Annotated in this window: 12 protein-coding genes; 9 read left to right on the top strand and 3 right to left on the bottom strand. The window is 41.8% G+C overall.

The window, feature by feature from the left end; genetic code table 11:
* Positions 1-33 precede the first annotated feature (33 nt).
* Positions 34-2412, bottom strand: coding sequence for a phosphoenolpyruvate synthase (gene ppsA / locus C505_RS0106095; RefSeq protein ID WP_026317784.1), 2379 nt, complete (start codon positions 2410-2412; stop codon positions 34-36).
* Between the two features lie 136 nt (positions 2413-2548).
* Between ppsA and ppsR the strand changes: the two genes are divergently transcribed.
* Positions 2549-3358: a posphoenolpyruvate synthetase regulatory kinase/phosphorylase PpsR gene (ppsR, locus tag C505_RS0106100; protein ID WP_018691709.1), complete on the top strand. Its 810-nt coding sequence runs from the start codon at positions 2549-2551 to the stop codon at positions 3356-3358.
* 95 nt (positions 3359-3453) lie between these two features.
* Positions 3454-4212: a substrate-binding periplasmic protein gene (locus tag C505_RS0106105; RefSeq protein WP_018691710.1), complete on the top strand. Its 759-nt coding sequence runs from the start codon at positions 3454-3456 to the stop codon at positions 4210-4212.
* 66 nt (positions 4213-4278) lie between these two features.
* Here C505_RS0106105 and C505_RS0106110 read toward each other — a convergent pair whose 3' ends face one another.
* Complete coding sequence (locus C505_RS0106110) at positions 4279-4923, bottom strand: LysE family translocator (protein WP_018691711.1); 645 nt, start codon at positions 4921-4923, stop codon at positions 4279-4281.
* A gap of 11 nt (positions 4924-4934) precedes the next feature.
* Positions 4935-5627: a Sir2 family NAD+-dependent deacetylase gene (gene cobB / locus C505_RS0106115; protein WP_018691712.1), complete on the bottom strand. Its 693-nt coding sequence runs from the start codon at positions 5625-5627 to the stop codon at positions 4935-4937.
* 343 nt (positions 5628-5970) lie between these two features.
* Here cobB and C505_RS0106120 point away from each other — a divergent pair, with 343 nt between their 5' ends.
* From C505_RS0106120 to C505_RS0106155, 7 genes are all read left to right on the top strand, one after another.
* Positions 5971-8400, top strand: a complete 2430-nt coding sequence (locus C505_RS0106120; RefSeq protein WP_018691713.1) for a TonB-dependent receptor — start codon at positions 5971-5973, stop codon at positions 8398-8400.
* Between the two features lie 471 nt (positions 8401-8871).
* Entirely contained in the window at positions 8872-9489 is a 618-nt protein-coding gene (locus C505_RS0106130) for a hypothetical protein (protein ID WP_018691714.1), read from the top strand.
* A 181-nt stretch (positions 9490-9670) separates the two neighbouring features.
* Positions 9671-10327: a Coq4 family protein gene (locus tag C505_RS0106135; protein ID WP_018691715.1), complete on the top strand. Its 657-nt coding sequence runs from the start codon at positions 9671-9673 to the stop codon at positions 10325-10327.
* 84 nt (positions 10328-10411) lie between these two features.
* Complete coding sequence (locus tag C505_RS0106140; protein WP_018691716.1) at positions 10412-11659, top strand: ATP-grasp domain-containing protein; 1248 nt, start codon at positions 10412-10414, stop codon at positions 11657-11659.
* 78 nt (positions 11660-11737) lie between these two features.
* Entirely contained in the window at positions 11738-12928 is a 1191-nt protein-coding gene (locus C505_RS0106145; protein ID WP_018691717.1) for a multidrug effflux MFS transporter, read from the top strand.
* Positions 12929-12992: 64 nt separating this feature from the next.
* Positions 12993-14081, top strand: coding sequence for an efflux RND transporter periplasmic adaptor subunit (locus tag C505_RS21615; RefSeq protein WP_018691718.1), 1089 nt, complete (start codon positions 12993-12995; stop codon positions 14079-14081).
* A 2-nt stretch (positions 14082-14083) separates the two neighbouring features.
* A complete protein-coding gene (locus tag C505_RS0106155; protein WP_018691719.1) occupies positions 14084-17269 on the top strand; it encodes an efflux RND transporter permease subunit in 3186 nt (1061 codons plus the stop codon).
* Positions 17270-17404 lie beyond the last annotated feature (135 nt).

The following is a 17404-nucleotide window of genomic DNA, read 5'->3' on the forward strand; positions in this document are numbered from 1 at the left end:
ACCAAAGGTGACAATCATGAAGAATCGAAGGTGTTATTTCTGTGGGTATTTTTTACCCAGATACAGCCAAGTTTCTAGCACTGTATCTGGGTTGAGTGAAACACTGTCAATCCCTTGTTCAACCAACCATGCAGCAAAGTCTTCGTGATCGGACGGGCCTTGTCCACAAATCCCGACGTATTTTCCTTTTGCTTTTGCAGCTTGAATGGCCGTAGAAAGCAGCTTTTTAACAGCAGGGTCGCGCTCATCAAATAAATGTGCAATGAGACCAGAATCTCGATCCAACCCTAAAGTTAACTGAGTTAAATCATTGGAACCGATTGAGAAGCCATCAAAATACTCAAGGAACTCATCCGCAAGCAAAGCATTTGATGGAAGCTCACACATCATAATGACTTTGAGGCCATTTTCACCGCGCTTAAGACCATGCTCAGCCAGCAGTTCAATGACTTGCTCAGCTTCTCCCAATGTCCGTACGAACGGGATCATGATGTCAACATTGGTCAGCCCCATTTGATTCCGAACACGTTTAATCGCTTCGCATTCCAGGGCAAAACATTCTTTGAAAGAATCTGCGATGTAACGTGATGCACCACGGAAACCAATCATCGGGTTTTCTTCTTCCGGCTCGTAATCCTGGCCACCGATGAGATTCGCGTATTCATTCGATTTAAAATCAGACATCCGGACGATAACACGCTCAGGAGAGAACGCAGCGCCTAAGGTTGCAATCCCTTCTGTTAGCTTCGCGATATAAAACTCAACTGGATCGGAGTAACCTGCCATCAGCTCTTGAATTTCCAGTTTTACGTTATCTGGTTGCGCATCGTAATTCAACAATGCTTTAGGGTGAACGCCGATCATACGATTGATAACAAACTCAACCCGTGCAAGGCCAATTCCTGAATGAGGCAGTCGTGCAAAATCAAAAGCACGCTCTGGATTACCGACATTCATCATGATTTTTATCGGTAAGTCCGGCATTTCATCAACTTTGGAGGTTAAGACTTCAAAATTTAACTTTCCTTCGTAGATTCGACCTGTATCCCCTTCTGCACAAGATACTGTAACAGTGTCACCATTTTGGATATCCTGAGTTGCAGATGCACAACCGACAACCGCTGGTATCCCTAATTCACGGGCAATGATTGCAGCATGGCATGTTCGACCACCCCGATTGGTCACAATTGCAGCCGCACGCTTCATGATCGGCTCCCAATCAGGGTCCGTCATATCAGTGACCAGTACATCACCTGGCCGGATCTTATCCATTTCTTCGATGGACTTAAGCACTTTTGCAACACCAGCACCGATTTTATGACCGATAGCCCGGCCATCACATAAAACATTTGACGTTTCTTTTAACTGGAAACGTTCCATGATATTCGCAGCCTCGTTGCTACGAACAGTTTCTGGACGAGCCTGTACAATGTAGAGTTTTCCATCGTTGCCATCTTTTGCCCATTCGATATCCATTGGGCGCTTGTAGTGACGCTCGATGATCATGGCCTGCTTTGCAAGCTCTTGTACTTCTTCATCGTTAATGGAGAACTGCATGGCTTGCTTTTCATCAACATCGATGACTTCAACTTGTTTCCCATGTGATAAATCATCGGAATACACCATCTGAACAGCTTTGCTACCAATATTACGACGAAGTACAGCTGGATTGCCTGCTTCGAGTGTTGGTTTATGGACATAAAACTCATCCGGGTTAACAGCACCTTGGACAACCATTTCACCTAAGCCATAGGAAGACGTAATAAAGACGACATCTTCAAAACCAGATTCTGTGTCTATTGTAAACATCACGCCAGAAGAAGACTTATCACTACGAACCATGCGCTGGATACCCGCAGATAATGCGACTCCACGGTGGTCATAGCCCTGATGAACGCGGTAAGAAATCGCCCGATCATTAAACAGAGAAGCAAAAACGTGCTTAATCGCGACCTTCACCGCATCAATGCCCTTTACATTCAAGAATGTCTCTTGTTGACCAGCAAATGATGCATCAGGCATATCTTCAGCTGTTGCAGAAGAACGAACCGCAAACGATGCTTGTGCGCCAGATTCTTTTTCGATCTGAGCAAATGCGTCTTGAATGGCATTTTCTAAATTCGATTGGAATGGTGTATCAATGATCCATTGGCGGATCTGGCTGCCTGCTTTTGCAAGCGCATTGACATCCTCAACATCCAGGTGATCAAGAACCTCGTAAATTTTATCGTTCAGCCCACTTTGCTCAAGAAACTCATTAAAAGCATAAGAAGTGGTTGCAAATCCGCCTGGCACTTGGACGCCAGCATTTGCCAGGTTGGAAATCATTTCACCCAGTGATGCGTTTTTACCACCCACTCGGTTCACATCATTCATATTTAGGTTTTGATACCAGAGAACGTGTTCTTGCACGGTTCGGTCTCCAAATTTTGTCATAAACTGTGTAAGCTTACATTTTTACTTTCGGGCGTGGCTCATTTTACACTTGGCTAAGTCGAATGAAAATCTTATTTTTCATGTAATTTTATTACGTTATTAAGGCAAAATAGTGAGAACTGCTTTTTATATATCAGATGGCACAGCTATCACCTCAGAAGTCTTCGGACATGCACTTTTGTCCTTGTTTGAACAGGATTTTGATCATATCACTATCCCATTCATCGAGAATCCAGAAAAAGCACACAACGTCAAAAATCAGATAAATGCTCGTTATAAAACAACAGGTGAGCGACCTTTAGTCTTTCATACATTCGTGGATAATGAAATCCGACATATTATTGAACAGTGCGATGGCGCTTGTTTCGATTTCTTAAACCATTATGCAGCCCCTTTATCCGATGAATTAGGCGTTGCCGCGAAACCAAAAACACACCGCACCCATTCAATTCATGAAAAAACATACGACTTTCGTATTGATGCCATCAATTATTCATTAGCAAACGATGATGGGGCAAATCTCAAAGATTATGATGAAGCAGATATTATTTTGGTCGGTGTCTCACGATCTGGCAAAACGCCGACAAGTTTATACTTGGCGTTACAATATGGGATCAAAGCAGCGAATTACCCTATCACGGAAGAAGATCTCGTTGATACGAAGTTACCCAAACCGCTTCAGCCCCATAAGAAAAAGCTTTTTGGTCTGACGATATCCCCAGAACGACTGCATCAAATTCGTGATCATCGGCGCGCAAACAGCCGATATTCTTCATTAAGACAGTGTCGTATTGAGGTTCGTGAAGTTGAAATGCTGCTCAAAAAAGAAAAAATCCCATTTTTAAACAGTACTCATCTCTCGGTTGAAGAGATCTCTGCCAAAATTCTCGCAGAAACATCCCTGAAGCGTCATAAATATTAAATTCTGACCCTACACTTGAACGGGTGAGCACCTGCTCACCCAGATTCATATATACTTAAGCCCATACACTCAAATTTTGTTGATATGAGTAAATCATGACAGCTTCGAGACTGATTACTTTTCTATTAGGCATTACATGTATATCTTTGTGTGCAGAAGAAAAGAAACATGTTGATCTAACGACGATTAATTGGGAACCCTATACAGGTGAAACGCTCAACGACGGTGGTTTTTTTACCCATATCGTTACCCAAGCATTTCAAAAAGCGGGTTACCAAGTCACGTATCATTATCGTCCTTGGACAAGAGCATTAAAAGAAGCAAAGGATGGTGAAGTGCATGGCGTAATGGATGTGTATAAAACCAAAGAGCGAACCAAATTCCTTTCCTACCCGGATGTTGTCTGGAAAGTGAAGGAAGAGTTGATCACAGTGAAACCGCTCAATATCAATTACGGTGGTGATTTAAGTAATCTAAAAAGTGCCGTGATAGGCGTGATTCGAGGTTCCACTGCACATGATGATTTTGATCAGGCTCAACTCAAAACTTATCCATATAACCAACAAGACCAAGGAATATTACTGATCCTGAAAGAAAGAATTGATTTAATTTTGGCTCCTAGAAGTCTGTTTTTCTATCACTTGGAAAGACTTTCTCCACGATTTGATCGTTCGAAAGTGAAAATCTTATCCCCACCTTACAAGGTCTTTGATATGTATGTTGCATTCTCAAAGAAAAAGCCAGGTTTTGAGAAGCTAACAGAAGAGTTTAATGCTGGCCTAAAGCAAATCAAAGCAGACGGAAGTTATCAGAAAATTCTGAAAAAGCACTTTATCTCTGTTGATAAGTACTAAACATGAATAAGTACTGAACATGCTATGGGGTCGCGACATAATCGTAACCCCACAGGGGGAATCTGCTTAAGTGAGCATAGTGGCGATCTCAGACCAAAGCAGTCTTACTGCTAGTAAAATCAGTACAACACCCGTAATACGGTCAATCCAATAACCATTTTTCATGAGTTTATTACGGAACTTTTCAATCGTAAGCATATAAGAAAGGAAACTAAACCAACATCCTGTTGCAATAGCCATATAAATTCCATACCCTGCCTTTATTGCAAATGGTGTTGTTGCTGAGACAGCAACAGAAAAGAGTGATAGGAAAAACAGGGTTGCTTTTGGGTTAAGGGCGTTGGTTAAAAAACCTTGTGTAAATGCTTTTTTCGTACTGATGGTATTCGATGAATCAGTTTGTATTGATTCTGTTTGACTTGAAGGTTTCGCGCGTAAGCCTTGAATACCAATATATATCAGGTAGCTCGCAGCTAAAAATAAAAATATTCGAAAAACAATCGGTGATGACTGCAATAACAAGCCAACGCCAGTCAAGCTATAGATGATATGGATAAGAATACCCACACCGATACCAATACTTGTAGCTACAGCAACCTTTCTGCCATAACTCAGTGCATTTTTTAGGATAATTGTAAAATCGGGTCCAGGTCCTGCAACGGCAATAAAGTGTGCAGCAGCAATCAGGAAAAACTCAGGGAGGTACGTCAACAAAAATCTCCTTAGGGTAAAGTCATCAAAAATTCTGATAAAACGGTTCCAGCGGGTCCATAGATATGCTCATCAAATTGTGTTGCAGTCATTGAAGCTTCAAGGTTAATCTCCACAGCACGGGCACCATATGCTTTTGCTTCCGCAACAAAACCTGCAGCTGGGTAAACATTCCCTGATGTGCCAATGGATAAAAAGAGATCACAATCTGAGAGTGCTTCGTAAATTCGTTCCATCTCAAGGGGCATTTCACCAAACCAGACCACATGTGGTCTTAATCTTGCGCCAGGCGTACAGCAAGGACACTCATCCTCTTCTGTTACATCTTGGCGTGCCTCATGTGTGATGCCACTCACTTCACACCGAGATAAAAGCAATTCGCCATGCATGTGAATGATATTTTGTGTGCCAGCTCTTTCGTGGAGGTCATCAATATTTTGTGTGACGACAAGGACTTCATGTTTCCCCTGCTTCTCCAACTCGGCTAAAGCGATATGAGCAGGGTTTGGTGAAATTCCCGGTGATAATAATTGACGACGTCGCTCATTATAAAACTGATAAACTAAGTTAGGATTTTTCATAAAGCCTTCTGGCGTGGCCACATCTTCTATCCGATGATTTTCCCAAAGCCCATCAGAAGCCCGAAATGTTTGAATACCAGATTCAGCAGAGATCCCCGCACCAGTTAACACAACGATTTTCATTCTATATCATCCCTTTTCACAACAATAAGGCATTAAAACAAATCTGATAGATAACGCAAGCTCTTCTGCGTCTGAACGTATTGAATGAATTCAAGAATTGCATATTTTCAATGAAAGAATACCACCATTTGTTACACTATAACATTTCACTTGACTATTGTGATGATATAACATAAATTCCCCAACCTGTTATGTTATAACAATTCAAATGCAAAGATATTCATACTAATATTGGCTAAAAGCCACAAATTTATGATTTGGGTTGGAAAAAACACTAAATCAGAACAATGATTATCTGGTTGATTTAAAAAACTTTTGCCTTATGCTATGGGAGTCTCAAAAAATGAAAAAGAAGGTGATCGCTGCTGCTGTCTCAGCGTTACTATTCAATACGCCGATTCAAGCCGAAGAACAACAAATACTAAAAGGTAGAATCGTCGATGAATCTGGACAACCTGTTTATAAAGCCAAGGTACACTTTCATGGTCATAACCACTTTGTAACGACAGATAAAGATGGTTACTTTTCGATTAAAGGCATCAAAAAGCTAGATGAACTACATATCAGTGCCAGTGAGTTCGAAGATAAGACACTGCAATTAACCGACCAAGCGAAGTCACCAATCAAAGTGACCTTGTCACAATCAAATATCGAGCATCTTGTTGTTTATTCTTCCGGATTACATAAGTCATCCATGGAAATGACCTCCCCTGTCACTGTATTGAGCGGTGAATCGCTCAAAACAAAAGCAGAACCAACACTTGGTGAAACACTCAAATCTGAACCGGGCATTCATAGCAGCTATTTTGGGCCTGTTTCTTCGAGTCCAGTTATCCGAGGTATGGATGGCCCTCGAGTCAAAATTACCCAGAATGGATTAGATACATCAGATGCATCCCGTGTTGGACCTGATCATGCAACAACAACAGAATCAATCAGTGCAGAACAGATCGAAGTCCTACGGGGGCCAGCAACCCTTCTTTATGGGAGTGGCGCGATCGGTGGTGTTGTCAATGTCATTGATAATCGTATCCCACGAGAGCAAAAACAAGAAACAGATGTGAAGTTCGACAGCCGTTACAATAGTGTCTCTGACGAAACGATGCTAGCTGTAAACCTAGATACGAAAACCGTCAACGGCTTCTCAGTCCATGTCGATGCTTTTAACCGGATCACCAATGATTATGAAATCCCTGATGAGCCGCATCATGATGAAGACGAAGGTGATCACGAAGCCCATGCAAATAATAAGCTCGCAAACTCCGATATTGATACACAAGGCGTTAATGCAGGGATATCTTGGAGTAATGAATCTGGATTGATTGGTTTTAGTGTTGGTCATCTTTCTTCTGTTTATGGGATCCCTGGTCATGTTCATGAAGAAGAAGGTCATGGCCATGATGACCATGGACACGAAGATGAACATGATCATGAAGAAGCAGAACGTGTTTTTGCAGATATGAGTCAGCGCCGATATCAGCTCGCAGCTGAGCTTTATAATCCAGTGAATGGACTAGAATCCATCAACTTCCTTGGTTCCTATACAGATTACCAACATACTGAGTTTGAAAATGGCCAACCAGGTACAAGATTTGAAAATGACAGCTATGAGTTCCGACTCACTGCAGAGCATGAAACAGTCTACGGTTGGCATGGAATATTCGGAATGCACTACCAGAAAACAGACTTTTCTGCTGTCGGTGATGAAGCATTTACCCCAGCAAGTGAAAGTACATCATGGGCTGTCTTTGCTTTAGAAGAAAAGAAACTAACGGATGAGCTAACACTCGAACTCGGTGTTCGTGTCGAAAAAAATAAGGTTGATGCGCCTGAGTTATTAGAGATGCAACACGGTCATGGCCACGACGATGATGACGACCATGAAGATGATCATGATTCGGCATCAGCAGACAGCTACTCTAAAAGCTTTACGAATACGAGTGCATCTGCTGGCCTAAACTATCAATTCACTGAAGCGCAATCGATCGCAGTATCATTTGCATATGCTGAACGCTCACCATCCGCAGCAGAACTATTGTCAAATGGGATCCATATTTCAACATCGACTTATGATGTGGGTGCCTTATATGCAATTCATGAATGTGAGCAAAAACACGGTTTTGATTGCGGAGAAGCCGAGTTTAGTCCCGATCGTATCGAAAAAGAAAAAGCAAAAAATATTGATCTGATTTACCGCCTCAAACAGGAAAACTGGAGTGGTGAATTCAATGTTTTCATGAATCAAGTCGATAACTTTGTTTACCAAGAAAATACAGGAAAGAGTTCACTTGGTGAAGAGCATGGCGATCACTTTCATGCCGGGATGCCGATCTTCCATTATCGTCAAGCAGATGCTGAGTTCTATGGTTATGAATTATCGGTCGATTATGCATTGACTCAAAACTGGGAGCTTGGCTTTAATAGCGATTACACCCGCGCGAAACTTGTTGATGGCGGTAATTTACCAAGAATTCCACCCATGAGAATTGGCGGAGAAGTTGGATATCTGGCGGATAACTGGGATGTTACTTTTGAGACAACGTATTACTCAGAGCAGGATAAGCTTGCCGACCATGAAACAAGAACAGCGGGATATACGATGCATGACATCAGCTACCGTTATTATGTTAATTTAGATTATGCCGACTTTACCTTGTATGTGAAAGGCACAAACTTAACGGATAAGTTTGCTCGCTCACATGCATCATTTATCAAGAATGAGGCTCCACTTCCAGGCCGTGCTATTTCATTAGGAGTACGAGGAACATTCTAAGTTCTTTCTTCACTTCGTTTGGTGTGCCAGAGTTGTTTTTCTGGCACTTTTTTTGATGCCGGAGCAACACGGTTCATTTGAACACCTCTATCAATCTCCTTTTTTCTTATAAAGCATCTTATTTTCCAAATAACGCCTCCCAAACCATGCCTATTGTTAGCATACGCTTCATTAACAGTTCAAAAATTAGGATTTCAGAATGAAAAATGCATTGATCATTTTTGAATGATCATAAGCAATTCGTCATGGAAAGGCTTTTGAATACGTTACTCTCTTGCGTTATTTTTTCTCGTTCTTTTTTACGGTCTTTAAGAATTAACTCCATAAAAAATTACTCCAAAGAATGGATGTTTAGCTCCCAACTTGACAGTATAAAGATCTGCCTTCTAGGCTTGTTTCGTCATGCATTTTTGCTGATATATCAAATAATTAATTATTTTTAGTGATGACTACAACGAAATAAGGTATTTCATGAAGACTCAACTCAATCTGCTTTTTTTATTGCTTTCTTCTCAAGTTGCATTTGCTGATGTCACTTCATTTGGGGATGACTCTCAAGAATTAAAAACAACCTCGCCAATGTGGCCAAAACATCTTGAAGTATCTGGAGCAAATTACCCAAATGACTCCTCTGGAGAATATAGCCTGAAGGAAAACTATGGTAATGGCCCCGTTTATTCAAATGGCGTTTATTCTCTTTATCAACGTGAGAATGGCCATTGGGTCTTGGATTTTAATGAAATCAGTGAAGTCTGGGATGGTACGGTGAATTACACGACCGCTCCACAAACATTCCCCTGGGATGGCACCTGGAGTGGCACAGCAAGCATCTTGCCAAGTACAGTTTATGTCTCTGGTGCCAATTATCCTTTTGCCTCCTCCGGTGAATATCATATCGTCGATAGCTACAATGGAATGCCTGTTTATTCCAATGAGTCATACATGCTATATCAACGAAAAAATGGGATTTGGGTCCTCGATTTCAATGAAGTTAGTGAAGATTGGGATGGAACCGTCAATTATACAACAAAGCCACAAAGCAAACCGTGGGGCGGCTTTTGGAATGGCAAAACTTTGGTTATTTTATAGTGATTTCATGTTCCTAGAGCTGGCTTTAAGTCAGCTCATATGATCGAAAAAAATCTTCAGCCTCCGCTCTCTCTTAGGAACACTCAATCAAATTCGAGCATAAAAAACGAACACATTTCTTGACTTGATGGAAACTCTGTCTTAGATTTTCCAAGTGGAATTGATAAAGGGAATTAAGATCATGCACCAACTTTACGCAACACTAATTGAAGCAGCACCTCACCTCAAGCAATATATTGAAGATCCCGGCGTCGAGTGTTCGATCGCAATTTCAAATATTGTCAATAAAACGAAGTATTTAGAGCAGTATTTTCAGGATTTATATCAACACCCGGAAGTCAAAGCTCTGGTCGATGAAAAATATCTTCCAGAAACCCCAAGTATTGATGAAATGTGCCAAATGCGTTCTGGTAGTCTAGGTCATACATTTGGGCATTTTATGCGAGAGTATGGGTTATCATTAACTGGACTTCCGGAAATAGAGATCAAGGATGATAAGACCTACTTTATGCATCGGGCGCGTTCAACTCACGATTTTTTTCATGTCGCTTTGGGTGTACCACCGACGATGCCTGGCGAGCTTGCGATTCAAGGATTTCAAATCGCACAAGTTGCAACACCTGTCTCAAAATTTCTATGCAGCATGGCTTTTCTCCGTTCGTTAGAGTTTACACAGGAAATGTACGACTTTTTAGATCCGTTGGTTGGCGGTTATCTTGAAGGCCGAAAAGCCAAAGTATTTTTAGGGCAACGTTGGGAAGAAAGATTGGAAGAACCACTTGAACAAGTTCGTGAATCTTTGAATGTCCGAGTCGTTCCTTTACAAATTCGTTCGTAGCTCACGTTTTATCATTCAACCAAGGACTTTCACAATAAAGTGGAAGGGAAGTTCCATTTATAATCAATCTGTTAAGGATAAACAATGCGTCATTTATGTCATGTGGTTATCGTCGATGGGTATTTAAGCGGTGCTTCATTTGCCAAAGACTTCTGTCAGTCCGGTATCGGCTGTATTCATGTATCAACCGGTAAAGAGCTTGTTATTGGAAGCTCTAAATTTCAACCTGAGCACTATATTCAACAATTTGATATTCGAAATTTTCCGAATTTTGATGCACTTGTTGATACGCTTGCCAATTTTCACCCAATTGCTGTGGTACCAGGGGTACAGTCAGGTGTCGAAGTCGCCGACCACCTCGCCGATGAGCTCGGCTTACAGCATAACAAACGCCATCTAATTAAACATCGGCTCAATAAGCATTTAATGAATGAAATTCTGGAAAAGAATGAGCTGGGACATGCGCGATATATTGCATCAGAAACCCTTGAGCATTTACTTCACTGGTACAGCAAACAGCCTTTTGACAAAGTTGTCATAAAACCGCTGGAAAGCTTAGGCAGTGAAGGCGTCCGAATCTGCCACAATCAAGAAGAAATCAGTCGCTGTTTTCATGAGTTGAATGGGAGAGAAGATCAACTTGGGCATACGATCAATCGCTTACTTCTCCAAGAGTACATGGAAGGCATCGAATATATTGTTAACACAGTTTCGATGAATGGACGTCACATTGTCAGTGATGTGTGGCGATATAATAAGCTGGAAATGGAAGGCAGCATCGTATATGAGCGATGTGAAATTGTTGCTCCACAATCCACTGAGTTCTCCCAACTCATTGACTATACAGATGAGGTACTGGATTGTTTGGGGGTTATGTTTGGCGCTACGCATTGTGAAATTATGCTCACGCAGCAAGGCCCAAAATTGGTCGAATTAAACCCGAGAATTTGTGGTGCAGGCATCTCAGAGCTCGCAGAAAAGTCAACCGGAAAAGGCCAGGTACCACTCCTTCGACAAATCATCTTACAACTCGCGCATCAAAGGGAATTACTAGAGTATCAATATCAGGTACGGTCTCATGCAGCAATCTGCCCTTTAATTTCGACTCAGTCTGGTACTCTCAATGATTTTCATCAGGTTGAGCGCGTTGAAAGCCTGGATTCTGTGATTCAGATCTCATTCCATGTAAAACCGGGTGACTACTTTCCCAAAACAACCGACTTATTTAGCCAGCCCGGTTTGATATACCTCGTTCACCAAAACAAAGCCCACATGGATAAAGATTTTAACTATATTCGGGAAATTGAGCCGACATTGTATAACGTGTCATAACCAACAACTTTCCCATTTAAAGTAATTTGTGCCGCGATGATTTGAGCGATAAGGGCGGCATTCTCATGGAGCATACAGATGAACAAATCCGTTCCAATGTACTTTTTAATTTTAATCGCGGCGATCCCTTCCTTTTCGCTCGATATTTACCTGCCATCCATGCTTGAGATACAACATGAGCTTTTGCTCTCTGAAAGCATGCTACAAATGACACTCACTGTTTTTGTGGTTACATTTGCATTCATCCAGCTAATTTTTGGTCCTCTCTCAGATAGATATGGGCGGAAAAATATCCTGCTCATCGGATTAAGTTTCTTTTTAGTGGGATCATTTATCGCCGTTTTCTCAAGTAATATCACACAACTTTTAATTGCTCGAGCCTGTCAAGGTATTGGTTCTTGTGCTGGGGTTTTAAGCGCATTTTCTATAGCAAGGGATTGCTTTGAGGCAGAAGAACGACCCATTGTTCTTTCGACAATTGCGATGTATGTTGGGATTGCACCAATTATTGCTCCTGTGATTGGAGGGATTTTAAAAGATTATTTTGGCTGGCGATCCATCTTTATGCTGCTTGGCTTACTCTCTGTTTTTTTACTGATTCTCACGGTAACACTCCTTCAAGAAACACTAAGTAAAGAACACCAGAATACGCAGGTCCAAGCGCTTCAAAGTTATAAAATGATATCCATCCATCCTGTATTTACTTATTACACGGGGATTGCAACCTTAGCTTTTGCTGGCTTGTTTTGCTTTATCACAACATCTCCAATTTTATTGATAGATCAATTGGGGCTTTCAGCCAAGCTCTTTGGGGTCATGTTTGCTCTCAATGCCTTTAGTTTCTTGCTTGGAGCAAAGTACTCTGCATTTCTCAATCAAAAAACGACTCCAGATCAATGCATCCTGCTTGGGCTATGTTTGATGCTCACAGGAGGTATTATCATGTTTGCATTAATGCAGTTTATTGGACTGAATCTATTGGGGCTGCTCATTCCTATGATGATAGCAACTTTTGGTATTGCCATTATCATCCCAAATTGTACCTCTTTAATGCTGGAGCCTTTTGCAAATAAGGCCGGTAGTACCACTGCACTTAATACTTTTATACGATTTATTGCTGCTGGTGTTGTCTCTATGATAGTTGGGTATTTAAACATCAATAATCAGCTTTTTTTGAGTGTTTTTTTAAGCTTTGCTGCACTATCCGGTTTATTACTGGTGATGGTGAGATTGAACATGATCCAAAAACAAAGAGAACAATCGAGTTAACTCAAAGATGAAACGATCGAACTCCCATAGGATTGTATTTGACTATAGTATCAAGAAAATACCCATGATTCAGCGCATCTGCTCCAGCTTGCTGGCTGGCTTGGTTCTTTCTCCAGTCAGCTGGGCAAACCCGGATACCTTACAGCCTGTCTCCGTCGTTTACCCCAAAGAAGCCCCTTCTATTCACCAAATATCAGTTACTGGAACCATAAAAGCATCCCAACGCTCGAAGCTATCTACATCCGTCGATGGTTTAATCAGCCATTTATTCGTAGACACTGGTGATCATGTCCGTCAAGGTGATAAGTTATTAACTTTAGATATGTTATTTGAACAACACGAAGCAAAGCGTTTAGCCGCTTTAGTCAATGCGGCAGAGTTTGAACTCAAAGAAGCAAAGCGCTTAAGCCTAGAAGCCGACGAGCTTGCGAAGAAAAAACACTTCCCCCGGACAGAAAGAGATTTACGAAGGTTACGTGTCAAACGTGCCGAACAAATTTTGGTTTCGGCGCAAGCCGCTTTTGATAAACAACAATTTAATGTCAGTAAACATACGCTTGTCGCTCCATTTGATGGCGTGATCACTCAAAAACATGTTGAGGTTGGAGAGTGGATAGACACAGGTGAAACAACGCTTGAACTAGTTTCGTCGCATCAACTTCGTCTTGATGTTTACTTACCACAACAAGAATACAAACACTTAAATCAAGATAAAACCATTGTTGTCACAACTGACCTTGCCCCTGAAAAGGAATTCCCAGCAACGATACAAGCAATTGTGCCAGATGCAAATGAACGTTCACGGACTTTTTTAACACGACTAACCATTGAGCAAGTTGATAATCAATTGATTCCAGGGATTGCTGCCACTGCACTTTTTAGATTCCAAACTCAGCAATCCCCTTCTCTCTTTATTCCCTCTGATGCATTAGTGTCTCATCCAGATGGTGGCTACAGTGTTTTTGTCATTCAAAATATAGGAACTGTAAACCAAATCGCAAGCCGCCGAGTCATTAGAATTGGTAAACAAACTGAGCAAGGCATTGAAGTACGCTCTGGTTTGTCGGTTCAAGATCCCATTGTTATCCGTGGGAATGAGCGCCTGAAAGATCAAGACAAAGTTGAGTTGACGCCATTAAAAGGGATCATGTAACCATGGGTTATTTCAGCAAGGTGATCCAGCACCGAACCATACTCGCCGTGATCACATTGATGTTTATCGTACTTGGCGTTACAGCAGCGTTTCAAACTCCCGTGCAAATGGTGCCTGATCTTGAGGAAAAGACCATTGGGGTTGATACGCGCTGGCCAGGCGCCACGCCACAAGATATTGAGAAAGATATTCTTGCAGAACAAGAACGATATTTAAAGACTATCCCAAACCTTTTAAGAATGGTAAGTGAGGCAAGTACAGGCAGCGCTTCAATTGAACTGGAATTCCCATTTGGCACTGACATGACTCAAGCTTTGATCCAGGTCAGCAATGCGCTCAGTCAGGTTTCTAGTTACCCCGAGAATGTCGATGAACCAAAACTGATAAGCCATGCATCTTCCAATGTTGCCTTTATGTATTTTAGTGTTGTGCCTTTACCCGGAAATCCTCTATCGCTGGATATGAACTTGATGCGTGACTTCGTGGATGACTATGTCCGTCCACAGATGGAAAGAGTCAAAGGCATTTCAAGAATTCGTATCAGCGGTGGCGAAGAAAAACAAATTAAAATTCTGATAGACCCACATCAATTGGTTCAACGCGGACTCAAAGTCTCTGATGTTCGTCGAGTGATCCGGCAAAGAAATCGAGATTCTTCTATCGGAGATATCGAGAATGGTAAACAACGTTTCTTAATCCGTATGGTTGGACGTTTTAACTCTATATCCGAGCTGGAATCCCTCATCATCAAACAAGACAACGGTATTATCACTACATTAAAAGATGTCGCGACTGTCCAGCTCTCTCATAGTGAAATGCAAGGCTTGTCGTATCTCAATGGAGAAAGAAATATCACCTTGGCTATATACCGAGAGGCAGGCTCAAATGTCATTGACATCAAAAATACACTCGTCCCTTTAACCCAGTCCCTCAATCAACATTTATTGAATGAAAGGGGGCTAAATATACAGCTTGTTGGTGATGATGTCCGCTATGTCCAGACCAGTATTCAAAATGTTTGGTTTAACTTGGTGCTCGGTGCGATGTTAGCCATTGGCGTCATGTATTTCTTTATCCGATCAAAAAACGCTACTCTCACCGGTATTATCGGCATTCCAATTTGTACAATTGCTTCATTTATCGGGCTTTATCTATTTGATAGAACCGTTAATGTTATCTCTCTCGCTGGGATTGCTTTTGCAATTGGAATGACTGTCGATAACAGCATTGTCGTATTGGAAAGTATTGAGCAATGGCGAAAGAAAGGATTAGACCGTCTGACGGCTGCGGTGACAGGGGTACAAGATGTTTGGCGGGCTGTCTTTGCCTCCACAACAACCACAATCCTCGCTTTTTTACCCGTGATTTTTATACAGCAGGAAGCTGGACAGCTTTACTCCGATATTGCCATTACAATCTGTGCTTCCATTTTTGCTTCGATGATTGTCGCCCTGTTTATTGTACCAACATTAGCAGCATCAGTTGATATCGTCCGCCCAGAGCGAATCGCCAAACCACCATGGGTCACAAAGCCGCTTGGTTGGCTTTTCCAATCAACAAAAAGGCAGATCATCTGTGTTTTATTTTCCTTGATAATGACGATAGGCCTTGCATTCATCCTTGCCCCACCTGCAGAGTACTTGCCGGATGGCGAAGAACCTAAGGCCTTTACACGCATGGTTGCCCCGCCAGGGTATAACCTCAGCCAGATGAGAGCGATTGGTGACGAAATTCTCCCCATATTAGAGTCGCACCGCAATCCAGACCCAACTTCTTTTGATGAAGGGAAAACCGATATTCCACCGCTAAAATATGTGCTCATGCGGATCTCTTCTGGTTACCTTTGGGTTCTGTCAGAGCCCTATCGACCACAGGATTTAACCGCCATGATGAACGGATTAACAAAATTATTTCGTCATTATCCTGGCATGCGAGCCTTCTCTTTTCGTGGGTCAATTATCACGAGCAATGATGGTGGTGCCAGAGCCGTCAATATTGATTTTTCCGGGCCAGATCTAGAAAAGCTGTATGAAGTCGCAGAATCAACTTACCAACTCGCAGAACAAAAGTACCCTGATGGACAAATCAGCTCTACTCCTAGCTCGCTTAGTCTCGATCAGCCTATGTTACTCATTCATCCTAAGTGGGAACGGTTGGCAGAATTACAGATCCCAGTCAATGAGTTTGGCTATGCGCTATCCGCCCTAACTGATGGTGCATACGTTGATGAGTTTTTTCTTGGCGACAAAAAAATGGATATCTACTTACATGGTGATTTAGAATTGGCGCGACGATTTCATACCCTTGAAGATTTACCCTTCATCAATGATGTGAATCAAGTTGTCCCACTGAAAGCCATTGCCACGATTCAACAATCAATGGCCAGTGGGCAACTTACTCGGGTTGATGGAAGGAAAACTGTTTCTGTTCGCGTGATACCCCCACCTAAGGTTGCTCTTGAGACTGCTGTTTCGAAAATACAGTCAGAGCTCATCCCTGCCTTACAAAAACAAGTCAAGATCCCAGCATCTCTGAAAATTGATATCACAGGCGCTGCAGATCAGCTGAGTACAACAAAACAAGAGCTGGTAGGTAAGTTTACGATTGCTTTGGTCATTATCTTTTTAGTGATGGTCGCAACATTTAATCACTGGGGTTATCCCCTGTTTGTCATGGCAACCGTCCCACTCGGGATTGCTGGTGGCTTAATTGGCCTTGTTGGATTTAATCAAGTCGGTGAATGGCTTCAATTCACCGGGCACGTTGGGTTTCATCAACCTTTTGATATGATCACGATGCTCGGCTTTTTAATTTTGCTGGGTACAGTCATCAATAATCCAATCCTGATCGTGGACCAAACCCGGATGAATATTAAAACTCACAACAAGCCGCTCAAAGAAGCCATCATCCATGCTGTAAACACAAGACTACGGCCAATTCTTATGTCTACAGCAACCACACTGTTTGGTTTACTGCCGCTTGTTGTAATGCCGGGAGAAGGGACCGAACTTTACCGTGGGTTAGGTGTCGTTGTATTGAGCGGTTTATTAGTTTCAGCATTAATCACACTGATTTTTCTACCGACCATACTGATGCTGGCTTTAAAGTATTGGTATGGGGCTCACTCAATTGCATCGAGCCAAAAAAATGAGGATGTTTTAGCGGTACAGAAATCTGTCAAAGTATAAGAAACGTATCGTTCAATTAAGCATATTTCACATTGCAAACAAAACAGTACTTTATTCTTATTTAATTTCAATAGATTAACTTTAGTACTTGAATATGATAACTTTAACGTTTTAGTTTATACAAACTAGAAAACC

The sequence above is a fragment of the Algicola sagamiensis DSM 14643 genome, from assembly GCF_000374485.1.
In the GTDB taxonomy this organism is placed as follows: domain Bacteria; phylum Pseudomonadota; class Gammaproteobacteria; order Enterobacterales; family Alteromonadaceae; genus Algicola; species Algicola sagamiensis.